Here is a 22,582-nt window from a genome sequence, read left to right on the forward strand (position 1 = left end):
GCGTCGGCGGAGGAAATGTGCGCATGGACTATCTGGTCATCGGTGCCGGTCCGGCCGGACTGCAGCTCGGTTACTTTCTGCAGCGAGCCGGCCACGACTACGTGATTCTGGAAGCGGGTCCCGCGGCCGGCACGTTCTTCGGGACGTTCCCGCGGCACCGCACCCTGATCTCAATCAACAAGCGGTACACCGGGTTCGACGATCCGGAGTTCAACCTGCGGATGGACTGGAACTCGCTGCTGTCCGACCGCGAGGACCTGTTGTTCACCGGTTACACACCGCGATACTTCCCGGCCGCCGACGACATGGTCCGTTATCTGCGGGACTACGCCGAACGCCTGAACCTGAACGTGAAGTACTCGACCAGAGTCGTGGAAGTCGCCAAAGACACCGACTTCGAGGTCACCGACGAGCACGGCAAGGTGTACACCGCGAAGAACGTGATCGTGGCGACCGGCCCGGCCGCACCGTACATTCCCGATATCCCCGGAATCGAAACGGTGGATCAGTACGGCACGGTGTCCGTCGATCCCGATGATTTCACCGGCCGGCGGGTGCTCATCATCGGCAAGGGCAACTCGGCGTTCGAGACCGCGGACAACCTGGTCGAGACCGCGGCGGTCATCCACGTGGCCGGCCCGGGCTCGCTGAAACTGGCCTGGCGCACGCACTTCGTCGGCCACCTGCGCGCGGTGAACAACAACTTCCTGGACACCTACCAGCTCAAGTCGCAGAACGCGATCCTGGACGGCAACATCCTCAACATCGCCAAGGACGGCGAGGGCTACCTGGTGTCGGTGAGCTTCTCCAGGGCCGACGAGGTGGTCAAGGACATCCGCTACGACCGTGTGATCGCCTGCACCGGGTTCCGGCTCGACGACTCGATCTTCGCCGCGAGCGCCCGGCCGGACCGGGTGATCTCCGACCGGTTCCCGGCGCAGACCAGTGAATGGGAGTCCACCAACGTCCCCGGCCTCTACTTCGCCGGCACCCTGCAGCAGGTCCGCGACTTCAAGAAGTCGACCAGCGGGTTCATCCACGGCTTCCGGTACACCGTCCGGGCGCTGTCGCGGATCCTGGACCACAAGAACCACGACATCGAGTGGCCGCACACCACTCACCGCTCCGACGCGCCGGCGCTGACCGACGCCATCATCGCCCGCGTCAACCGCAGTTCCGCGCTGTGGCAACAGTTCCAGATGCTCGGCGACGTGATCGTGCCGGACGGCCGGGAGGCGAAGTACTACGAGGAGATGCCCGTCGACTACGCGCGGGACACCCTGTCCGGCGACTACTTCACCATCACCCTCGAGTACGGCCCGGAGCACGACAAGGTCGACCCGTTCGACATCACCGTCCGGCGGGTCGGGCAGAACGACCCCGGCCGCGCGCACGAGGCCGCCTACCTGCACCCCGTCGTCCGGCACTACCGCGGCGCGGACGTGCTGGCCGAGCACCACATCGCCGAGAACCTGGAGAACGACTGGACCGGCGAGGAGGCGCACCGGCGGCCGCTCAACGACTTCCTCGCCGAGCGGCTGCTGCAGACCATCCTCACCGCGCCCGCGGGCTGATGTCCGGTCCCCTTTCGGTGCGCGAGTTCGAGGAGCTCGCGCGCAGCAGGCTGCCCCCGGACGTGTACGACTTCGTCGCGGGCGGCGCGGAGGACGAGGTGACCTTGCGGGCGAACGAAGCCGCGTTCGCCCGCCTCCGCCTGTTACCCAGGGTGCTGCGGGGCGCGGGGCGGCGGGAGCTGGCGGTGTCGGTGCTGGGCACGGACATCACGATGCCGGTCCTGCTGTCCCCGACCGCGTTCCACCGGCTCGCGCACCCGGAGGGCGAACGGCTCACCGCGCGGGCGGCCGCGGCGGCGGGCACGGTCATGATCGTCAGCATGGGCTCGACCGTCGCGATCGAGGAGGTCGCGGCGGCGGGCGGACGTGGCTTCGTGCCGTGGTTCCAGCTGTACGTGCAGCCGGACTGGGCGGTCACCGAGGCACTCGTCCGACGCGGTGAACGGGCGGGCTGCCAGGCGCTCGTGGTCACCGTCGACTCGACCGTGTACGGGTCGCGGGAACGGGACCTGCGCAACGGGTTCCTCGACCTGCCACCGGGTTTCGCCTGCGAGACCATGCGGAACCTGACCGGCGACGGCGAGGTCCGGTCCATCCGGATGGCCGCGGACCTCTCGTGGGAGCACATCGTCCGGCTGCGTGAGCTGACGGCGTTACCCATTGTCGTCAAAGGGCTTCTGCATCCCGCGGACGCGTTGCTGGCACTCGACCACGGGGTCAGCGGGATCATGGTGTCCAACCACGGCGGCCGGCAGCTGGACACCGCCGTGGCCACCATCGACGCCTTGCCGGGTGTGGTGGAGGCCGTGGACGGGCGGATCCCGGTGTTCATCGACGGCGGGATCCGGCGCGGAACCGACGTGGTCAAGGCCCTTGCGTTGGGTGCGACGGCTGTGGCCGTCGGGCGCCCGATCTGGTGGGGCCTGGCCGCGGCCGGTCAGGACGGGGTCACGCAAGTGCTGGAGCTGCTGCGGACCGAGATCGACCGGGCCCTCGGGCTGTGCGGGTGCTCGTCGGTCCGGGAGGTCACGCGGGACCTGCTGGTCCGGGAGGCGCCATGGTGATCGCCGCGGTCGTGCTGGTCGTCCTGGTGAGCCTGCCGTTCTGGCTGCCCGTCGTGGTGGTCCGGTTGCGGGTCAAGATCTTCGCGCTGGTCAACGGGTCCGAGGGCGTGCAGGTCTCGGTGTCCCAGTTCCGGGCGCTGTACGAGAACCCGGCCGCCGACGGGCGCAGCCGCGGGGCCGCCCTGTCGGACCTGTTCTGGTACTGGCTCGCGCCCGGACCCCAGGTACACCAGGAACATCTGGAACCGGGGGAGCGGTACGCGGACGTCGCCCGGACCACCCGGCGCATCCTCGCGTCGGCCCACCGTGGTGCGGAGGAGCTCGCGGCCTCGTGCACCGGCCGCGCACTGGACACAGTGGACGGTCCGGTGACGTTCGTCCGGCTGCGGGACTTGATGATGCCGATCTGGGCGGAGTTCTACTACACGGTGGTGTTCGAGGAGCCGTGCCCGGAGGAGGCGCGTGCGCTGATCGTGGGCAACGCCAACGACGTTGTCACGGCGTTGAAATGCACCGGTCTGCGGCACATGGACCGGCGGGAACGGCTGACCGAGTACCTGCTGCACCGGATCAGGGCCGGCGAGGTGCCGCACCGGCTGCCGGAGACCCTGACCGTCCAGGAACAGGCCTGGTACCTGCAGGGCACGTTCTTCAACACGGCGGTCGTCCAGTCCAGCGAGGCCATGGCGCACCTGCTGATGGCCATCGCCCAGCACCAGGACGTGCAAGCCGGCCTGGCCGACGGGACGGTCGACCTCGGTGACGTGATGGAGGAGACGCTCCGGCTCTACCCCTTGTTCGGCATCGCGCACCGGGTCACCTCGGCGGACATTCCCGTTGACGGGCAAGTGATCCCGGCCGGGTCGGTGCTGCTGTTCAACTACCAGCAGTTCCACCAGGCCGGGTTCGCGCAGCCGGAAAGGTTCGATCCGGCCCGGTGGAAGTCATTGCACGCCAAGGACGTCAACCAGATCCCGTACGGGGTGACCGCGAACCGGGCCTGCCCGGCGCGCGGCCTGATGCCGATCACCATGCGGGCCGTGGCCACGCGCGTCCTGGAGCGTTTCGAGCTGCGCACCTCCGCCTCGCACACCCGGTCCATCCCGAACCGCGGGCCGTGCCTGCTCATCCCACGTCGGTCAGCGGTGCCCGTACGGGCACGGCTGACCCTGATGAGGCTGCGTGACCGCTGGGAGGACGTGTCACGCAGCCTTCTCCAGCTCGTCCTCGGCACGTACATGGTCTGGGACGCGCGCCGCCAACAACTCTGCAGCCGCTACTTCGAAGGGGCCTGAGTCTTGGACATCGCAACCACCACTGCGCGGTTCTTCCTGGCCGCGGTCATTGTCCTGGTCGTCTGCCGGCTGGTCGTCATGGCCGCCCGCAGACTCGGTCAACCCCCAGTGGTCGGCGAGATGATCGCCGGCGTGCTGCTCGGCCCGTCGCTGCTGGGCCTGGTCCTGCCCGGCGTGCAGGGCTGGCTGTTCCCCGCGGCGGTCCGCCCGATGCTCTACGTCGTGAGCCACATCGGGCTGGTGGCGTTCATGTTCGGCGTCGGCCACGAGTTCGCCGGGCAGAAGGTCCGCGGCCTGGGGCGGTCGGCGTCGATGATCTCGCTCGCGGGTGTGACGACCCCGCTGGTCATGGGTGTGGCGCTGGTCCTGTTGATCAACGGGCGGATCGACGTGCTGGCCCCGGGCGTCTCGGTCACCGTGTCGGCGCTGTTCGTCGGCGTGACCCTGGCGATCACCGCGTTCCCGATGCTGGCCCGGATCATCAGCGAACGAAACCTGTCGGGCACCCGCTACGGCTCGCTGTCGCTCGCGTGTGGCGCCATCGACGACGGCATGGCCTGGATCCTGCTCGCGGTCACCATCGGCATCGCCACCAACGACCCCACCAAGATCCTGATCACCGCGGGCGGGTCCGCGCTGTTCATCCTGCTGCTGTTCACCGTAGGCCGGCCCGCCCTGGCGTGGCTGATGTCCCGGGAAGGCGCCTCGACCGAGCAGCTCGTGCTGTTCACCGCGATCGCCTTGTTCGCCGCGGCCTGGTTCACCGACACCATCGGCCTGTACTCGGTGTTCGGCGGGTTCCTGGTCGGCTTCGTGTTCCCGCAGACCACCGTGGCCAACCGCGTCATCGCCGCGATCAGCCCGGTGACCCGGACGGTGTTCCTGCCGTTGTTCTTCGCCTTCTCGGGGCTGAACACCCAGTTCGGGCTGCTGTTCACGCCTCCGCTGATGCTGCTGACCCTCGGGTGCGTCGTCGTCGCCATCATCGGGAAGTTCGGCGCGTGCTACATCGCCGGGCGGGCCGCGGGGGAGGAGCGGACCGTCGCGATGCGGGTCGGCGTGCTGATGAACGCGCGCGGGCTGATGCAGCTGATCGCGCTGAACGTGGGTCTGCAGGCCGGAATCGCGACCCCCGCGCTGTTCAGTGCCCTGGTCCTCGTGGCCATCGTGACGACCGTGATGACCGCACCCTGGCTGTCCTGGCTGGACCGCAGACTCGAACGCCGGACCGAAACCGCTTTGGCAGAGCCGAACTGACTCACGTCGCCGATCGGGCGCGGCCCCCACGCTCGATCCGCTATCTGAGTTCGCCCTGGTGCCGTAGCCGCCGTCGCGGTGGGCGGGGTCGCCGATGAACTTCCGCTCGGCCCGGCTCTCGATGGCACGCAGCCTGACCCGATCACCCGTGAGCATGATTCACCGTGGCAGCAACCGGTGGATCTCGTCGCCGAAATTCGGGTGGGCCGCGGCCAGTGAGGGGTCGGCGAAGGTCACGCAGTCGTCGGTGTAGGGCGGGGACATGAACGTGCCCAGCAACGTCCACGGCCCCAGGGTCTCGGTGGCCTGCCAGGTTCCGGCCGGGACGACGACCTGAGGCCGTTGTCCCGCAGCGAGATCCATGCCCAGCACCGGCCGCGAGACCGCACCATCGGGTGAGATCAGCAGCATCCTGGCGGGCGAACCCGCGTGATACGAGAACACCTCGAGGTGGGTGAGCTTGTGCAGTGCGGAGAACTGCGGCGCCACCAACATGTAGTAGATGGCGGAGGCGTACGGGTCCTTCAGGTTCTCCGCGTACAGACCGCCTTCGGTGGGCAGTGGCAGTAGTCCCAGCGAAGCGATGATCTCGTCCGGCCCCATGGGCCCATCCTTCCGCGTGTCCTGCGAGAGTGGTCCGACAAGGCCCGATAAGCTCTCGAACGAGTGTTCACCCGCGGTTGGGGGTGGGCGTCCCCCGTAGGGGGTCGGCTTACAGAACAGGATGTGTGGCGGTGCGAGTGCTCGGTGTCGACCCGGGCTTGACCAGGTGCGGGATCGCCGTGGTCGACGGCGGGACCGGCCGCAAGGTCAGCTGCGTGGCGGTGGACACCGTGCGGACCCCGGTGGACCACGACCTGGCGCGGCGGCTGCTCGCGGTCTCGGACTTCGTCGAGGGCTGGCTCGACCTGCACAAGCCGGATGTCGTCGCCGTGGAGCGGGTGTTCAGCCAGTACAACGTGCAGACCGCGATGGGCACGGCGCAGGCCGGTGGGGTCGTCGCGGTGGCGGCGGCGCGGCGGGGGCTCAAGGTGGAGTTCCACACGCCCAGTGAGGTGAAGGCCGCGGTCACCGGATCGGGCCGCGCGGACAAGGCACAGGTCACCGCGATGGTCATGCGCCTGCTGAAGCTCACCGAGAAGCCCGGCACGGCGGATGCCGCCGACGCGCTCGCGTTGGCCATCTGTCACATTTGGCGCGCGCCGATGCGCTCCCGGCTCGCCGAGGCCGAGCAGCGGGCGGCCGAGCTGGCGCGGGTGCACAGGGCGAGGCTCGCCGAGGCACGGAAAGCAGGAGGTTCGCGGTGATCTCGTCGGTACGCGGGAAGGTGCAGTCGGTCGGGCTCGACCACGCCGTCATCGAGGTGGGCGGCGTCGGGTTCGCCGTGCAGGCCGCGCCCTCCACGCTGGCCACCCTCCGCCGCGGCGAGGAGGCCCAGCTGGCCACCGCGCTGATCGTCCGCGAGGACTCGCTGACCCTGTTCGGGTTCGCCGACACCGACGCCCGCGACTTGTTCTGGCTGCTGCTCACCGTGTCCGGGATCGGGCCGCGGCTCGGCCTGGCCATGCTCGCCGTGCTCGAACCCGACAAGCTGCGCGCCGCGTTGTCCGAGGGCAACGTCAGCATGCTGACCCAGGTCCCGGGCATCGGCAAGAAGGGCGCGGAACGCCTGATCATCGAGCTGCGCGACAAGGTCGGCTCGCTGCCCTCGAACGGCGACGCGCCGGTCGCGGCCTCCGCGAGCGCGGTCCGCGGGTCGGTGGTCGAAGCCCTGGTGGGTCTCGGGTTCGCGCTGCGCAACGCCGAACAGGCCGTGGACGGCGTGCTCGCCGAGAACTCCGCCGGTGACACCGCGGTCGTGCTGCGCAAGTCGCTGGCCGTGCTCGGGCGCAAGCGGTAGGGGCCGGGCGTGCACGAGGAAGACGCGACCATGTCCCCGCTCGCCGAGCTCGAGGACAGGGACGTCGAGTCGACCCTGCGCCCGAAGCGGCTGAGCGAGTTCGTCGGCCAGGCGCGGGTGCGCGAACAGCTGCAGCTCGTGCTCGAAGGCGCCATGCGCCGCGGCTCCCCGCCCGACCACGTGCTGCTGTCCGGCCCGCCCGGCCTGGGCAAGACCTCGCTGTCGATGATCATCGCCGCCGAGCTGGGCAGCGCCATCCGGATCACCTCCGGCCCGGCCCTCGAACGCGCCGGCGACCTCGCGGCCATGCTGTCCAACCTGGTCGAGGGCGACGTGCTGTTCATCGACGAGATCCACCGGATGGCCCGGCCCGCCGAGGAGATGCTCTACCTGGCGATGGAGGACTTCCGGGTGGACGTCGTGGTCGGCAAGGGCCCCGGCGCGACCAGCATCCCGCTCGACATCGCCCCGTTCACGTTGGTCGGCGCCACCACCCGGTCCGGTGTCTTGACCGGACCGTTGCGAGATCGTTTCGGTTTCACCGCGCACATGGAGTTCTACGAACCGCACGAGCTGGAACAGGTCGTGACGCGGTCGGCCCGCATTCTCGGCATTGATCTTCAGCCGGATGGCGCAGTCGAGATCGCCGGCCGGTCCCGTGGAACCCCGCGAATCGCGAACCGCCTTCTGCGGCGTGTCCGCGACTATGCCGAAGTGCGCGCGAATGGGTCCGTGACCAGGGAGATCGCCCACGCCGCGCTCGAGGTTTACGACGTCGACGAACTGGGTCTGGACCGCCTCGACCGCGCCGTTCTGAATGCGCTGGTGCGTTCATTCGGCGGCGGACCGGTCGGTATCTCGACTTTGGCTGTGGCCGTGGGGGAGGAGTCGACTACCGTGGAGGAGGTGTGCGAGCCGTACCTGGTACGGGCTGGCATGCTGGCAAGGACACCGCGAGGCCGCGTGGCGACTGCGGCCGCGTGGGCTCACCTCGGGTTGCAAGCCCCGGGCGACGCGCCTGGTCAAGGGCCGCCTACCCTGTTCGCCGAGTGATCGCGCGCACAGAGGCAGTTGGCTCGGCGGGGCGCGGAGCTGGCACACTCGGCGAAGGCAACCAGAACAATTCGGGCATTTCCACTCCAACGGGATGTCCGCCGAACGGAGAGAAATGAACCTCGGTCAACTGCTTCCGTTTCTGCTGATCGCGGTGCTCATCATCCCGATGGTGCTGATGAGCCGCAAGCAGAAAAGGGCCATGCAGCAGCAGCAGGAGCTGCAGAACTCGATCAGCGTCGGCGACAAGGTGATGACCACGTCCGGCCTGTACGCCAGGGTCGCGGGCACCGATGACGAGGCCACGGTCGACCTGGAGATCGCCGAGGGCGTCATCACCACCTGGCTGCGTGCCGCCGTCCGCGAGAAGGTCAGCGAGGACGTGCACGAGGAGGAGTACGTCGCCGACGAGGACGACGCCGTCGTCGACGAGATCGTCGCGCAGGACGCCGACGCCGAGGCCGTGAAGGAAGAGAAGGCCGAGGAGAAGGTCGAGGCCAACGCGGCGGCGGAAACCCCCAAGAAGCGCTGAGCGTTATCGGGCAACCGGTATACGGGTAGTAAGACACCCACCTCACCCGGTGCGCGGTACGCTGCGCCCTCACCCATTCGTGTTCGGGTGCGGGCGCAGCGTCATGACCACAACCGAATCCGCACCCCTAGTGACTACAGACAGAGAGACGGACAGACGTGGCACCATCGGCTGGGCACTTCCGCCCCGTTCGTTATCTCGCCTTCTTCATAGCGATCATCGCGGTCCTCTACGGGCTGGTGTTCGGCACGGGTGACCACAAACCGGTCCCCAAGCTGGGCATCGACCTGAAAGGCGGCACCCGCGTCACGCTGACCGCGCGGACGCTGGATGGCAACGCTCCCAGTCCCGAGTCGCTGAACCAGGCAAGGCAGATCATCGAGACCCGCGTCAACGGCCAGGGTATCTCCGGCGCCGAGGTCGTGCTCGACGGCAACAACATCGTGATCACGGTGCCCGGTGAGGGCGGCGACAAGGCCAAGGAGCTCGGCCAGACCGCCACCCTCGGGTTCCGCAAGGTGATCCAGGCGGTGCCGAACGTGCCGGCCCAGCCGCAGCAGCCGCAGACCTCGGGCTCGCAGACCCCTCCGGCCAGCGGTACCCAGCCACCGCCGTCCGGTTCCGGTACGCCGTCCACGCCTCCGTCCGCGGGCACCGGCGCGCCCACCAGTGGCGCCCCGCAGGGTGGTCTCGCCCCGCACCTCGCGCAGCAGCCGTCCGGGTCCAACCCGCCGGCCAGCAACCCGCCCGCCAGCGGCGCCAACCCGCCGGCCGGCAACAACCCGGCCCCGCCCGCCAACTCGGGCACCGGCGCGGTCAGCCCCGAGGTCGCCAAGCAGATCCAGGAGGCCCGCGCGATCCGGCAGAACCCGGCGCTGGCCACCCCGGCCGACGGCGGCAACGCCGCCACCCCGGACGCCGCCGCGCAGCAGGCCGCGCTGGCCTCGCTGACCTGTGAGGGCAAGGACCCGCTGGTCGGCAACGACGACCCGAACCTGCCGCTGGTCACCTGCGACCAGAAGGGCCAGGAGAAGTTCGTCCTGGGCAAGCGCTTCCTCAAGGGTGAGGACATCACCGGCGCCAACGCGGGTCCCGACCCCAACGGCGCCGGCTACGTGGTCAACCTGACCTTCAACGGCGAGGGCTCGGACATCTGGGCCAAGTTCACCGCCGCCAACGTGGGCACCCGCTCCGCGTTCGTGCTGGACACCGAGGTCGTCTCGGCGCCGACCATCAACGGCCCGATCCCCGGCGGCAACACCGAGATCTCCGGCAAGTTCAGCCAGAAGGAAGCCACCGACCTGGCCAACGTGCTCAAGTACGGCTCGCTGCCGCTGTCGTTCGAGTCCTCCGACGCCGAGACGGTGTCCGCGACGCTCGGCCTGACCTCGCTGCGGGCCGGCCTGATCGCCGGCGCGATCGGCCTGGCGCTGGTGTTCATCTACTGCCTGTTCTACTACCGCCTGCTCGGCCTGCTGACGATCCTGTCGCTGTTCCTGTCCTTCGGCCTGGTCTACTCGATCATCGTGCTGTTCGGCCGGGTCCTGGGCTACAGCCTCGACCTGGCCGGTGTGGCCGGTTTGATCGTGGCGATCGGTTTCACCGCGGACTCGTTCGTCGTGTTCTTCGAACGACTAAAGGACGAGATGCGCGAGGGACGAACATTCCGTTCGGCCGTGCCCCGCGCGTGGGTCCGCGGTCGTCGCACCATCCTGTCCGCGGACGCCGTGCTGTTCCTGTCCGCCGCGGTGCTGTACGTCCTGGCCGTCGGCCAGGTGAAGGGCTTCGCGTTCACCCTGGGCATGTCCACCGTGCTCGACCTGGTGATCGTGTTCCTGGTGACGCACCCGCTGGTGTCGCTGGTGTCGACGTCCAAGGCACTGTCCAAGCCGGGCCTGGTGGGTCTGGGCGCGGCACACCGTGAGAGTCACCGCGCGGCCGCCGGCCGTTCCGGTGCCGCAGTGAAGGAGGCCTGAGGTGGCTGGCACGACCAACAAGCAGGGCTTCCTCCACCGGCTCTACGTCGGCAATGGCGCGGTCAACGTCATCAAGCACACCAAGAAGCTCTACGTCTTCTTCGCCGTGCTGGTGCTGGTGTCCATCGCGTCGATCGTGTTCAAGGGCTTCAACTTCGGTATCGACTTCAAGGGCGGTACCAAGATCCAGCTCGAGGCCGCCGGGTCGGCGGGCAAGATCACGACCGAGCAGGTCACCACGATCTACAGCGACACGCTGGGCTCGCAGCCCGAGTCGGTCCAGGAGGTCGGCGTCGGCAACGCGTCCTCCGTGCAGATCCGCACGGTGACGCTGGACGCGGGCCAGGTGGCCCGGCTGAAGACCGCGCTGACCGACAAGCTGCACCCGAACGGGACGATCAGCGACAGCGCGGTCAGCGGCACCTGGGGTGGCGAGATCACCACCCAGGCGCTGTGGGCGCTGGGCGTGTTCCTCGTCCTGGTGACCGTCTTCCTGGCGCTGTACTTCGAGCTGCGGATGGCGATCGCGGCGGTGATGACGCTGTTCCACGACGTCATCGTGACCGCGGGTGTCTACTCGCTGATCGGCTTCGAGGTGACCCCGGCGACCGCGATCGGCCTGCTGACGATCCTCGGCTTCTCCCTGTACGACACGGTGGTGGTGTTCGACAAGGTCAAGGAGAACACCCGCGGCCTGCTCGGGCTGACCCGCCGGACCTACGGGGAGGCGGCCAACCTCGCGGTCAACCAGACCCTGATGCGGTCGATCAACACCGCCCTGATCGCGTTGCTGCCGGTGATCGGCCTGTTCGTGGTCGGCGCCATCCTGCTGGGTGTCGGCACCCTGCAGGACCTGGCCCTGGTCCAGATGACCGGCATGCTCGTCGGCGTGACCTCGTCGATCGCGCTGGCCACCCCGCTGCTGGTCCAGTTCACCATGCGTGACGTGCGCTTCCAGAAGCAGGCCGAGCGGGTCTTCGCCCGCCGGGCCAACCTGGCCAACAAGGCCGCCGCGGCCGCCGCCGAGGCGGACGGTGGCGACGGGCCGGAGTCGTTCGACGGCGACACGCTGGACAAGGAGCTGCGCCGCGAGCAGGCCCTGGCCGCCGCCGGTGGCGTCCCGGCCCGGCACGCCCGGGCGGCCGAGCGCCGGCGCAACGCCGCCGCCGGCCAGCCGCAGGGCAAGCGTCCAACCGGGAAGCGACGCAAGTAGATGGATCTGACCGAGGCACTCGCCCTCATCCGGCGGGTGCCCGACTTTCCCCAGGCGGGCGTGGTGTTCCAGGACATCACGCCCGTCTTGGGTGATGCGGCCGCGTTCCGCGTGGTGGTGGACGCGATGGCGGACGCGGTCGGTGATGTCGACGCCGTCGTGGCCGTGGACGCCCGCGGGTTCCTCTTCGGCGCGGCCATCGCGCATTCGCGGGGCCTGGGCCTGGTTCCGGTCCGCAAACCCGGGAAACTGCCGGTCGTGGGCGGCAAGGTGGCCTACACGCTGGAGTACGGCACGGCCGAGCTGGAGCTGCCCGCCGGGGTGATCCGGCCCGGTCAGCGGGTCGCGGTGGTCGACGACGTGCTCGCCACCGGCGGCACCGCCGCCGCGGCCTGTGAGCTGGTGGAATCCGTCCAGGGTGAAGTGGCGGGGATCACAGTGCTGATGGAGATCGGGGCCCTGGGCGGTCGGGACCGACTCGCCGGGCGGAAGATTGACACGCTGCTCACCGTGTGAGGACGCCCGCCCGCCGCGAAGTGCGAATGTTCACCTGCGGTTACGCGTTACTCTCAAGGGTACGGACCACACTCGTGGCCCGGACGGCTCGAGGTGATGCGGGAGCGTGTGAGTGAGTCACGACGTGGAGTCCGCCGCGGGCCTCAAGCCGGAGGTCGAGGTCCCCAGGGCGCCCTCGGCGACACGTCGGGTGCGCACGCGCCTCGCCCGCCGGATCACGGCCCAGCGCGCGGCACCGGTCAAGCAGGTGCTGGAGCCCCTCGCGGCGGTGCACCGGGAGCTGCACCCCAAGGCCGACCTGGGGCTGCTGCAGCAGGCCTATGACGTCGCCGAGGAGAAGCACCGGCACCAGCGGCGCAAGTCCGGCGACCCGTACATCACCCACCCGCTCGCCGTGGCCACCATCCTGGCCGAGCTGGGCATGGACACCACGACCCTGGTCGCGGCGCTGCTGCACGACACGGTCGAGGACACCGACTACTCGCTGGAGCTGCTGCGCGCGGACTTCGGCGACGAGGTGGCGCACCTGGTCGACGGCGTCACCAAGCTGGACAAGGTCAAGCTGGGCACCGCGGCCGAGGCGGAGACCATCCGCAAGATGATCATCGCCATGGCCCGCGACCCGCGGGTGCTGGTGATCAAGCTGGCCGACCGGCTGCACAACATGCGCACCATGCGGTTCCTGCCGCCGGAGAAGCAGGCCCGCAAGGCCAAGGAGACCCTCGAGGTGCTGGCCCCGCTGGCGCACCGGCTGGGCATGGCCACGGTCAAGTGGGAGCTGGAGGACCTGGCGTTCGCCATCCTGCAGCCCAAGAAGTTCAACGAGATCGTCCGGCTGGTGGCCAACCGCGCGCCCTCCCGGGAGAACTACCTCAACAACGTGATCGAGGAGCTGGACCGCCACCTGGCCGACGCGAAGGTGAAGGCCACCGTCGAGGGCAGGCAGAAGCGGTACTACTCGATCCACCAGAAGATGATCGTGCGCGGCCGCGACTTCGACGACATCCACGACCTGGTCGGGGTGCGCCTGCTGGTCGACGACGTGCGCGACTGCTACGCGGCCATGGGCGTGGTGCACGCGATGTGGCAGCCGATGCCCGGCCGGTTCAAGGACTACATCGCCCAGCCCCGGTTCGGCGTGTACAAGTCGTTGCACACCACGGTGATCGGCCCGGACGGCAAGCCGCTGGAAGTGCAGATCCGCACGCACGAGATGCACCACACCGCCGAGTACGGCATCGCGGCGCACTGGCGGTACAAGGAGACCCGCGGCACGCACGACAGCAAGGGCGTCGAGGTCGACGAGATGGCCTGGATGCGGCAGCTGCTGGACTGGCAGCGTGAGGCGGCCGACCCCGGCGAGTTCCTCGAGTCGCTGCGCTACGAGCTGACCACGCGGGAGATCTTCGTCTTCACCCCCAAGGGCGACGTGATCACGCTGCCCGCGGGCGCGACCCCGGTCGACTTCGCCTACGCCGTGCACACCGAGGTCGGGCACCGGTGCATCGGCGCCCGGGTGAACGGCCGCCTGGTGGCGCTGGAGCGCAAGCTGGAGAACGGCGAGGTCGTGGAGGTGTTCACCTCCAAGGCCGAGGGCGCGGGCCCGAGCCGCGACTGGCTGCAGTTCGCCGCCTCGCCGCGGGCGCGCGCCAAGATCAAGCAGTGGTTCGCCAAGGAGCGGCGCGAGGAGGCGATCGAGGCAGGCAAGGACGCGATCGCCAAGGAGGTCCGCCGGGTCGGGCTGCCGATGCAGCGCCTGGTCTCGGTCGACTCGATGAACGCGCTGTCCCGCGAGCTGCGCTACCCGGACATCACGTCGCTGTACGCGGCCGTGGGCGAGGGGCACACCTCCGGGCGGCACGTCGTGCAGCGCCTGGTGGCCCTGCTGGGCGGGGTCGAGCACGCCGAGGAGGAGCTCGCCGAGCGCGCCACGCCGTCCACGGTGACCCGCCGCCGGGCCTCCGGGGACGCGGGTGTGGTGGTCAAGGGGGCCTCGGACGTGTGGGTCAAGCTGGCCCGCTGCTGCACGCCGGTGCCCGGCGACGACATCCTCGGGTTCGTCACTCGCGGCGGCGGCGTCTCGGTGCACCGCACGGACTGCACGAACGCCGACGAGCTGCTGGCGGAGCCGGAGCGCCTGGTGGACGTCGAGTGGGCGCCGTCGGCCTCGTCGGTGTTCCTGGTGGCCATCCAGGTCGAGGCGCTGGACCGGCACCGGTTGCTGTCCGACGTCACCAAGGTGCTGGCCGACGAGCGGGTGAACATCCTGTCCGCGTCGGTGACCACCTCGCGCGACCGGGTCGCGGTGTCGCGGTTCTCGTTCGAGATGGGCGACCCCAAGCACCTGGGGCACGTGCTCAAGGCCGTGCGTGCGGTCGAGGGCGTCTACGACGTGTACCGGGTCACGTCGGCGTCCTGACCAGCTCGGACAGCGTCGCCCCGGCCAGGTCCTTCACCTCGCGGGCCAGGTGCGCCTGATCGGCGTACCCGGTCTGGTGGGCGATGTCCGCGAACGCCTGGCCGTTGTAGGCGAGGTCCATGGCGTGGCTGAACCGGATCACGCGTTGCAGGGTCTTGGGTCCGTAGCCGAACCTGGTCAGGCAGCGGCGGTGCAGCTGGCGCTCGCTGACGTTCAGCGTCTCCGCGATGTCCCTGATGTCGTTGTGCAGCAAGCGTTTCACCGCGGCCGCGAACGTGTCTTCGCGCGCTTCCCCGACCGCTTGGAGAAGCGCCTGCCCAGGGAGTCCTTTGTGGATGTTCTCGGTCAGCCACTCGACCCGTTCGCGGGACCACAGCCGGTCGAGCGGCACGCGGGTATCCCGCAGCTCATTCCCAGGGATACCAAGGAATCCGGGCGCCATCCCGGGCCGGAACCGCACCCCCACCGTGTATCCGTCCACCTCGGCCAGGTGCGCACGCGTATCCGGCCCCGCCACCTCCAGCGACCCCTTGACCCACATGATGTCCATACACCCATCCGGCACCACCCGCTGCACACCCACGCGCGTGCTCACCCACACGCAGTCCACAACGTCACCCTCGGGCCGGAACTCCCGGTACATGCCCTCATGGTGTCACGTCAGGCCGCGGAGCGTGCCATGGCTCGTCCGGCCGCACACTGTCGCCAGCGACATCGTCAGGATCGGCCGCACCCAGCTGTTTCCGGACAGCGGCGAGGAACGCCTTGGTGGCGTTCTGCACCCGCTCGACCGGCGTGCACGAAGCCGACTGCGGCGCCGATGAGCAGCAGGACGGCGCTTCCAATAACTGTTCCGACAGGCACGGCTCATGATCGCACCTTCGCCGGGACGGCGACGTCGACCGAAAGCACCTGACCGGAGCCCGGCACGACCGGCTCGGGGCCGGTCATGCCCTGCCACCGCGCGGTGACGATGAACAACGTCGTCCCCTGTGGACCGCCCAGCTCGCAAGCGAACCCGCCGCGGTCCAGCTGGATGGTGTCCAGGACCTCGCCGCCCTCGGCGACCCGCTGGCACCACTGGTTGGGCACGTCGGCGTACCAGATGGCGCCGTCCGCGTCGGCGCAGATGCCGTCGGGGGTGCCGGTGCCTAGGTCGGCCCAGGTCCGGCGGTTGGTGAGGGTGCCGTCCTGGTGGGTGTCGAACGCGAGGAGGGTGTGGCGGTAGGAGTCGGCGACGATGAGGGTGTCGCCGGTGACGACCATGCCGTTGGGGAAGGCGATGTCGTCGGCGACCTCGCGGACTGTGCCATCTGTGCCGTCGGGAGTGACCACGTGTACGCCGCCGGGTTTCGGGGACTCGCCGGCCATCGGGTTGAAACCCGCGCGGTTGACGTAGACGTTGCCCCAGCGGTCGACGGCGGTGTCGTTCCAGCCTGGCCGGCCCAGGTCGGCGTAGGTGGTCAGGTCCTGGCGCAGGAGCTTGCCGTTCGGGGAGTCGACGATCAGCAGCGTGCCGTCGGGCAGGAAGGCCGTGCACAGCGGCAGCGAGGCCACGGTGGCGACGACTTCGTGGTTGCCGTCCAGGTCGATGGCGATGACTTCGCCCGCGGACCAGTCCGAGAAGTACAGCCTGTTGCTGGGATTGACACCGGGCCAGCGGGGCGACTCGACCAGGCCGCGGCCGGTGAGCAGGGTGCGCAGTTCGTTCATGCCGTCTACACGAACGGGTACCTGCCATTTCGACAACTCGCGGGGTGGTTCAGGATGACCCGGTGCACGACGACACCATCCCGATCCCGCGAATCCAGCCGGAACCGGAGAAACCGGCCGGACACGGGCATGGACATGGGCATCAGCACGGCCCGGCGGACCCGGTCTCGCGCAAGGTCCGGCGGCTGCTGACCGTTTTCCTGCTGCCGTTCGCTTTCGCGTCCATTGTGGGCGTTGTCTTGCTTTATCCCTTTGGTGGCACGCCGATGCCGTCCGCGCCGGTGTCCGCCGTGTCCGGCGAGGTCACCTCGGCCGCGAAGGGGCCGTGCAAGGACGGGGATGTGGAGGTCGGCACGGTCGACGGGCCATGCTTGGTGATCACGGTCCGGATGAGCGACGGGGCCGCGTCGGGCAAGGACATCGTCAAGCGGGAACCGGTCGAGCCCACCTCGACGCGGTATGCGGTGGGGGACAAGGTCGTTCTGGCGTTCTCCGGCGGGGATCCGGCCGACAGCAACGGTTACCGGCTCGCCGACTACCAGCGCGGGCTGCCGTTGGCGGCTTTGGCGGGGCTGTTCGCGTTGGCAGTGCTGATTCTCGGGCGCTACCGCGGGCTGGCCGCGTTGGTGGCCTTGGGGTTGAGCTTCGTGGTGCTGTTGTTGTTCGTGTTGCCCGCGATTCTGGCGGGGGAGAACCCGTTGTTGGTGGCGGTCGCCGGGGCCGGGCTGATCATGTTCATCGCTTTGTATGTGACACACGGGTTTTCCGCGCGGACGTCGACCGCGGTGCTGGGCACGATGATCAGCCTGGTGATCATCGGCGTGCTGGGCGCGCTGTTCTCGTTCTTCACCAGGCTGACCGGGCTCGACGAGGACACCGCGCTTTTGCTGAGCTCACTGGGCAAAGGGCTCGACACGCGCGGGTTGTTGCTGGCTGGACTGGTGATCGGCGCGCTGGGTGTGCTCGACGACGTGACCGTCACGCAGGCGAGCGCGGTGTGGGAGCTGCGCAAGGCCAACCCGCTGCTGAGCTGGCGTGAGCTGTACTCGGCGGGCCTGCGGATCGGGCGTGACCACGTCGGTTCGGCGGTGAACACCCTTGTGATGGCGTACGCGGGCGCCGCGCTGCCGGTGCTGCTGTTCTCGTACTTCTCCGGCGCCGGGCTGGGCACGGTGCTCGGGTCGCAGTCGATCGCTCAGGAGATCGTGCGCACGCTGGTCGGCAGCATCGGCCTGGTCGCGTGCGTGCCGGTGACCACACTCGTGGCCGCGTTGATCGCCAGCAACGAGCCGGCTATTCCAGCGAGGCCACGAACTTCGTCACGGCCTCGGCCTTGAGCCGCACGGCGAGCTTGCCGGGCGGGGCCGCCTGCGCGAGCTGGTAGAGCGGGCGGCCGGGCAGGCCCTCGCCGCGGGCCTCGGCACGCAGCTGGGCGACGAGCAGCTCGGAGAACACCAGCGAACCGGTGTGCTCGGCCGCGGCCAGCGCGTCCGCGAGCTTGCGCAGCGCGAGGATGCCCAGCTCGGCGCCGCCGGTGCCGGAGTAGGACGCGACCGCGAGGTTGATCGCGCGGCTCTTGGACGACTCGGCGACCAGCAGGCTGACCGTCTTCACGCTGCGCACGTCCAGCACCACGACCTCGAGCCGTTCGGCCTTGGCCAGGTCGACCGACCGGCGGCCGAACGTCCGGAGCACGATCCTGGTGCCCTCCAGCCAGATCCGGCGCCTCGCCTGCGACCAGCTGAACACCAGCAGCGGGGCGGCCACGGCGGCGGCGGTGATCAGCCCGGCCAGCCTGCCCCCGATCAGCCCGACGATGCCGCCGAGCGCGGCCGCCAGGATGACGACGGCGATGACGGCGGTGCGGAAGCGTTTCCGTGCCCCGGACCGGTCGAACATGTCCAGCGGCAGGCGCTCTTCGGCCATCTACAAGCCCCGCGCCGGGCCGGGCACGGACTCGTCGAGCCCGGTCAGGAACGGGTTGGTGGCGCGTTCCCGGCCGATGGTCGTGGTCGGCCCGTGCCCGGGCAGGACCACGGTGTCGTCCTCGAGCGGAAGGATCCTGGTGCGCAGCGAGGCGGCCATCTGGCGCATGTCGCCGCCGGGCAGGTCGGTGCGGCCGATCGACCCGGCGAACAGGGTGTCCCCGGCGAACAGCAGCCGGCCACCCTCCTCGGTGCCGCAGCGGAACACCACCGAGCCGCGGGTGTGCCCGGGGGTGTGGTCGACGGTGAGCTTGAGCCCGGCGAGGTCGAGCACGGCCTGGTCGGTCAGCTCGCGCACGTCGCTGGGTTCGCGCATCTCCAGGCGGCCGCCGAAGAACGCGGCGGTCTCCGAGCTGACGCCCTTGAGCGGGTCGCTGAGCATGTCCCGGTCATCGGGGTGGATCCAGCCGGGGATGTCGTTGCCGTCGCAGATCGGCGTGACCGCGAAGCAGTGGTCGAAGTGCCCGTGGGTGAGCACGACCGCGACGGGGGAGAGGCTGTGCTCCCTGATGGCCTGCGCGACCGGCTCCTCGGCGTCCTGACCAGGGTCGACGATGACGCAGGGCTCCCCTTTCCCGGCCGCGAGCAGGTAACAGTTCGCTTGCAGCGCCCCCGAGGGGAATCCGACGACGAGCACGAAAGAGACCTCCAGGGCCGCACCGGCTGGTAGTACCTACCTTAGTCGGGCCTCCCTCTACACGGTTCTTACCAGGGGTCCCAATAGACTGCGCGCCTGCGACAACAGTGAGGCCCAGGGAGGGTGCAGGTGCCGAGCAACCAGCAACGCCGGGAGGCGGCCAAACGGAAGCTGGAACGCCAGCTCGCCCGTCGGGCCGAACGCGCCAAGCGGCGCCGGATCATGGCGACATCGTTCACCGTCGGTGCGGTGATCATCGTGGTCGGCGCGATCTACGCCCTGGTGCACTTCACCGGCAACGACACCCCCGCGGCCAGCGAGACCAGCACCCCCGACACGCCGACGAGCAGCGCGCCGCCCGCGCCGACGACGCAGGGCCCGTGCAAGTACTCGCTGCCCGCCGACCCGCCCGCGGCCAAGCAGGTGCCGCAGCCGCCGGACGCCGACCCCACCCCGAACACGGGCACGGCCAAGGTCCTGCTGAAGACCACCCAGGGCGACATCCCGCTGGTGCTCGACCGTGCCAAGGCCCCGTGCACCACGCAAGCCATCGAGCACCTGGTGAAGTCCAAGTACTACGACAACACCCCGTGTCACCGCCTGACCACCGGCGAGGGCCTGAAGGTGCTGCAGTGCGGTGACCCGAGCGGCAAGGGCAACGGCGGCCCCGGCTTCGAGATCAAGGACGAGCTGCCCAAGGACCTCAAGCCGTCCGCCGACGGCCAGGCCCAGATCTACCCCAAGGGCACCCTGGCGATGGCCAACAGCGGCCCGAACACCAACGGCAGCCAGTTCTTCATGGTCTACGCGGACAGCACCCTGCCGCCCAACTACACCATCTTCGGCACCATCGACCCGGCCGGCCTCACCGTCCTGGACAAGATCGCCCAGGCCGGCGTCGCCCCGGGCCAGGACGGCCAGCCCGCCCAGGACGGCGCCCCCAAGAACGCGGTGACCATCCAAACCGCCACCGAGTCCTAACCAGACCCAACCCCAAAAAACGGGGCCGTGCCACCAGGCCCGGCCCCGTTTTCCGCGCGTGTCCCCCATTCGCGGTGGCCGTGTCCCACATTCGCCGCCCCCGTGTCCCACGTTCGTGGTGGCCGTGTCCCACATTCGCGGGCCCCGTGTTCGACATTGCGCCGCCGCTGAGGGGAATTCGGGGTCCGCGAGTGTGGGACACGGGGGCGGTGAACGTGGGACACGCGGGTTAGCCGAGGGGGTCGGTGTAGGTGAAGTGGGGGGTTAGGGCTTGGTTGGTGTGGGCGATTGCTTGGGTGAGGCGGGTGTGGTGGGGGCCGGTGAGGAGGTGGTAGGGGACGGCGCGTTCGGTGAGGCGTTGTTCGAACAGCCCGGTCATCCATGCGCGGAGGTGTTCGCCGTCGCGCCAGCCGTCCTGTTCGAAGGGGACGTCGCGGTGGTCGGTGAGCAGGTACAGCAGCGGGCGGCGGTCGCCGACGGCGGCGGCGACCTGGGGGTAGGCGCGGCCTAGGTACCGTTCGCACCACACGGTCGCGGCCCAGGGGTCGTTGTCGCACACCAGGATCGGGGACTCCGCGGCGGCGGCGTCCTCGTCGAGGGCCTGCTGGCGGGCCACGTCGACGAAGTCCCCGGCGGTCCACACGAGATCGTCGATGGTGCTGGGCCCAGCCAACGCGGTGAGGGCGGCGAGCTTGAGTTCGGTGTGGGTCCGGCCGTACTCGGGAACCCAGGGAGCCGAGTAATGCGCGGCGAGGGCGCGGGAAAGCGTTGTGGTACCAGTCGATTCGGCGCCCACGACGACGATCCGGGCCGCGAGCCCCGCCCGCGTCGAAGGAGCGAGGAGTGGCCAGTGGGCGGGAGCGTCCGCGCGCACGGCGGTCCCGGACACCGCGAAAGCCGAACGCGACAGATCCACCAGAACATGCTGCGCGCCAAGGCGTTTGGCGAGTTCATCACCATAAGGCTCACTGGTGAACACGGCGTCGACAGCAGCCCCAGCAGGATCGCCGGAGAGGATCGCGCGCCGGGAAAGCACCGACCGGAAGATGTCCACATGCGCCGACCACACCGCGTCCGACGAGTAGTCCGTGGGATGTTCATCCATATCCCCGAGAACGACCACACCCGGATCACCCGAGTGCTCGGCCGCCATCCACGCCACCCGTGACTCCAGGGGAATCGACTCAACGCTGGACGCCAGCACCGCCACAGTCGTGCGCTCACTGGCCGCAGCGGCGGCCCGCACCAGGTGGTGGTGCCCGAGATGCGGCGGATAGAACTTCCCCAGTACCAACGCATGCGAGAACATCAGGCGACCGCCACCCGCAGCGAGGTCCGCCACCCGAAAAGCCCCACGACGCACAGACACAGGAACCCGAAGTACAGCACCCCGGTGAGCCACAACCCTTTGTACGCGTACAGCGGGATGTAGATGACGTCGGCGGCGATCCACAGCCACCACGACTCGAGCTTCTTGCGCGTCTGCCCCCACGTCGCCAGCAACGACAACACCGTCGTCACCGCGTCGGCCACGGGCACGGTCGAGTCGGTGAACCGCACCAGAACCCATGTCAGCGAAGCGGTTCCGGCGACCCCAAGCCCCAGCAACACCCACCACTGGAAAACCGAGGTCCGCGAGACGGAGAGCTGGCTGTGCGCGGAACCGCCACGCAGCCATGCCCACCAGCCGTACGCCGCCAGCGCGATGTAGACGACCTGCAGCACCCCGTCGGCGTACAGGCCGGTGGACACGAACAGCACCAGGAAGAAGACGTTGTTGAGGATCCCGATCGGCCAGTTCCACACGTTCTGCCGGGCCACCAGCCACACGCACAGCGCCCCGGTGACGAACCCGGCGATCTCACCCCAGCTCAAGGTCATGAGCCAGAGTCTGGCATCAACAGTTCGTGCTGCTGGTGATCGAGGTGTTGCCGAAGTACGCGATGTGCACGCCGTTGAGCACGACCTTGACCGGCGTGCCGCTGTGGCGCTGCTCGTAGTGCAGGTGCGGGCCCGTGGAACCGCCGGTGCTGCCTACGTTGCCGATGCGGGTGCCCGTGCTCACCTGCTGGCCGACGGACACACGGAACTGCGACAGGTGCGCGTACAGCGTCGTCACTCCACCGCCGTGGTCCACGATGATGTACTTGCCGTAACTGGTGTTGCCCAGGTCGCGCACGGTGGTGACCTTGCCGGGCGCGCTGGACAGGACGTTCTTGCCGTTGGCGTCGCTGCGTTGGAAGTCCACGGACAGCTGCGGGTTGTGGTTGCTGCGGGTGTTGGCGTTCCAGACCTGGCCGCAGTCGAACGGGGTCCGCAGGTTCAGTGCGGCGATGTCGACGTCGGCGGATGCCGAGACAGCCGGGACGGTGAAGGCGAGCGCGGCGATGACCGCCATGGCGAGTTTGCGCATGGTGTCCTCCGGTGCGGGGCAGGGGAGTGACCACCGGCATGTAGGGGGTCCATG

22 protein-coding genes are annotated in these 22,582 nt (G+C 69.3%); 14 read left to right on the forward strand and 8 right to left on the reverse strand.

The genetic code is table 11. The annotated features are described in order from the left end of the window. Positions 1-23: 23 nt before the first annotated feature. The 4 genes from AB0J95_RS07890 to AB0J95_RS07905 are packed head-to-tail and all read left to right on the forward strand — an operon-like array spanning position 24 to position 5,190. Positions 24-1,574, forward strand: a complete 1,551-nt coding sequence (locus tag AB0J95_RS07890) for an NAD(P)-binding domain-containing protein (RefSeq protein WP_364753983.1) — start codon at positions 24-26, stop codon at positions 1,572-1,574. A 17-nt stretch (positions 1,575-1,591) separates the two neighbouring features. Beyond that, positions 1,592-2,638 carry an alpha-hydroxy acid oxidase gene (locus AB0J95_RS07895; RefSeq protein ID WP_364753984.1) on the forward strand — a complete coding sequence of 349 codons (1,047 nt, stop codon included), beginning with the start codon at positions 1,592-1,594 and terminating at the stop codon, positions 2,636-2,638. After that, the gene (locus tag AB0J95_RS07900) at positions 2,632-3,933 is read left to right on the forward strand and encodes a cytochrome P450 (RefSeq protein WP_364753986.1); all 1,302 of its coding nucleotides are present in this window, start codon (positions 2,632-2,634) and stop codon (positions 3,931-3,933) included. Before AB0J95_RS07895 ends, AB0J95_RS07900 begins: the two co-directional genes overlap by 7 nt. A 3-nt stretch (positions 3,934-3,936) precedes the next feature. Then, positions 3,937-5,190 carry a cation:proton antiporter gene (locus AB0J95_RS07905; protein ID WP_364753988.1) on the forward strand — a complete coding sequence of 418 codons (1,254 nt, stop codon included), beginning with the start codon at positions 3,937-3,939 and terminating at the stop codon, positions 5,188-5,190. Positions 5,191-5,349: 159 nt separating this feature from the next. On the opposite strand, the gene AB0J95_RS07910 is transcribed toward AB0J95_RS07905, so the two are convergent. Further along, the gene (locus tag AB0J95_RS07910; RefSeq protein ID WP_364753990.1) at positions 5,350-5,793 is read right to left on the reverse strand and encodes a cupin domain-containing protein; all 444 of its coding nucleotides are present in this window, start codon (positions 5,791-5,793) and stop codon (positions 5,350-5,352) included. Positions 5,794-5,924: 131 nt separating this feature from the next. Here AB0J95_RS07910 and ruvC point away from each other — a divergent pair, with 131 nt between their 5' ends. The 8 genes from ruvC (at position 5,925) to AB0J95_RS07950 (ending at position 14,799) form a co-directional block, all read left to right on the forward strand. Then, complete coding sequence (gene ruvC / locus AB0J95_RS07915) at positions 5,925-6,497, forward strand: crossover junction endodeoxyribonuclease RuvC (protein ID WP_364753992.1); 573 nt, start codon at positions 5,925-5,927, stop codon at positions 6,495-6,497. Next, positions 6,494-7,090 carry a Holliday junction branch migration protein RuvA gene (gene ruvA, locus AB0J95_RS07920; RefSeq protein WP_364753994.1) on the forward strand — a complete coding sequence of 199 codons (597 nt, stop codon included), beginning with the start codon at positions 6,494-6,496 and terminating at the stop codon, positions 7,088-7,090. Before ruvC ends, ruvA begins: the two co-directional genes overlap by 4 nt. A gap of 30 nt (positions 7,091-7,120) precedes the next feature. Continuing rightward, positions 7,121-8,143, forward strand: coding sequence for a Holliday junction branch migration DNA helicase RuvB (ruvB, locus tag AB0J95_RS07925; RefSeq protein ID WP_364755000.1), 1,023 nt, complete (start codon positions 7,121-7,123; stop codon positions 8,141-8,143). 115 nt (positions 8,144-8,258) lie between these two features. Continuing rightward, positions 8,259-8,675, forward strand: a complete 417-nt coding sequence (yajC, locus tag AB0J95_RS07930) for a preprotein translocase subunit YajC (protein ID WP_364753996.1) — start codon at positions 8,259-8,261, stop codon at positions 8,673-8,675. Positions 8,676-8,833: 158 nt separating this feature from the next. Next, the gene (gene secD / locus AB0J95_RS07935; protein WP_364753997.1) at positions 8,834-10,651 is read left to right on the forward strand and encodes a protein translocase subunit SecD; all 1,818 of its coding nucleotides are present in this window, start codon (positions 8,834-8,836) and stop codon (positions 10,649-10,651) included. 1 nt (position 10,652) lies between these two features. Beyond that, on the forward strand, positions 10,653-11,864 hold the full coding sequence (secF, locus tag AB0J95_RS07940) for a protein translocase subunit SecF (RefSeq protein WP_364753999.1): 1,212 nt from the start codon (positions 10,653-10,655) through the stop codon (positions 11,862-11,864). Next, positions 11,865-12,380, forward strand: a complete 516-nt coding sequence (locus AB0J95_RS07945) for an adenine phosphoribosyltransferase (protein WP_364754001.1) — start codon at positions 11,865-11,867, stop codon at positions 12,378-12,380. A 112-nt stretch (positions 12,381-12,492) separates the two neighbouring features. Beyond that, positions 12,493-14,799, forward strand: a complete 2,307-nt coding sequence (locus AB0J95_RS07950) for a bifunctional (p)ppGpp synthetase/guanosine-3',5'-bis(diphosphate) 3'-pyrophosphohydrolase (RefSeq protein ID WP_364754004.1) — start codon at positions 12,493-12,495, stop codon at positions 14,797-14,799. Here AB0J95_RS07950 and AB0J95_RS07955 read toward each other — a convergent pair. Then, a complete protein-coding gene (locus AB0J95_RS07955; RefSeq protein WP_364754007.1) occupies positions 14,783-15,442 on the reverse strand; it encodes a helix-turn-helix transcriptional regulator in 660 nt (219 codons plus the stop codon). The genes AB0J95_RS07950 and AB0J95_RS07955 overlap by 17 nt on opposite strands. A 224-nt stretch (positions 15,443-15,666) precedes the next feature. Beyond that, complete coding sequence (locus tag AB0J95_RS07960) at positions 15,667-16,512, reverse strand: SMP-30/gluconolactonase/LRE family protein (protein WP_364754010.1); 846 nt, start codon at positions 16,510-16,512, stop codon at positions 15,667-15,669. Between the two features lie 62 nt (positions 16,513-16,574). Here AB0J95_RS07960 and AB0J95_RS07965 point away from each other — a divergent pair, with 62 nt between their 5' ends. Beyond that, positions 16,575-17,849 (forward strand): YibE/F family protein, encoded by a 1,275-nt coding sequence (locus AB0J95_RS07965; RefSeq protein WP_364754013.1) that lies wholly within the window; start codon positions 16,575-16,577, stop codon positions 17,847-17,849. Here AB0J95_RS07965 and AB0J95_RS07970 read toward each other — a convergent pair. Next, positions 17,806-18,438 (reverse strand): hypothetical protein, encoded by a 633-nt coding sequence (locus AB0J95_RS07970; RefSeq protein ID WP_364754016.1) that lies wholly within the window; start codon positions 18,436-18,438, stop codon positions 17,806-17,808. The two genes, AB0J95_RS07965 and AB0J95_RS07970, sit on opposite strands and share 44 nt — an antisense overlap. Continuing rightward, a complete protein-coding gene (locus tag AB0J95_RS07975) occupies positions 18,439-19,134 on the reverse strand; it encodes an MBL fold metallo-hydrolase (RefSeq protein ID WP_364754018.1) in 696 nt (231 codons plus the stop codon). It abuts the gene before it with no gap. 129 nt (positions 19,135-19,263) lie between these two features. On the opposite strand from AB0J95_RS07975, the gene AB0J95_RS07980 reads away from it, so the two are divergent. Further along, positions 19,264-20,115 carry a peptidylprolyl isomerase gene (locus AB0J95_RS07980; protein ID WP_364754021.1) on the forward strand — a complete coding sequence of 284 codons (852 nt, stop codon included), beginning with the start codon at positions 19,264-19,266 and terminating at the stop codon, positions 20,113-20,115. Positions 20,116-20,344: 229 nt separating this feature from the next. Here AB0J95_RS07980 and AB0J95_RS07985 read toward each other — a convergent pair whose 3' ends face one another. From AB0J95_RS07985 to AB0J95_RS07995, 3 genes are read right to left on the reverse strand one after another with little or no spacing between them, the layout of a single operon-like run. Continuing rightward, positions 20,345-21,457, reverse strand: a complete 1,113-nt coding sequence (locus AB0J95_RS07985) for an AAA family ATPase (protein ID WP_364754023.1) — start codon at positions 21,455-21,457, stop codon at positions 20,345-20,347. Next, positions 21,424-21,996, reverse strand: coding sequence for a nicotinamide riboside transporter PnuC (gene pnuC / locus AB0J95_RS07990; protein ID WP_364754026.1), 573 nt, complete (start codon positions 21,994-21,996; stop codon positions 21,424-21,426). The genes AB0J95_RS07985 and pnuC overlap by 34 nt, the downstream gene beginning before the upstream one ends. 16 nt (positions 21,997-22,012) lie before the next feature. Then, positions 22,013-22,528 carry a M23 family metallopeptidase gene (locus AB0J95_RS07995; RefSeq protein ID WP_364754029.1) on the reverse strand — a complete coding sequence of 172 codons (516 nt, stop codon included), beginning with the start codon at positions 22,526-22,528 and terminating at the stop codon, positions 22,013-22,015. Positions 22,529-22,582 lie beyond the last annotated feature (54 nt).

The sequence above is a fragment of the Actinocrispum sp. NPDC049592 genome (assembly GCF_040675465.1).
Classification (GTDB): Bacteria; Actinomycetota; Actinomycetes; order Mycobacteriales; family Pseudonocardiaceae; genus Kibdelosporangium.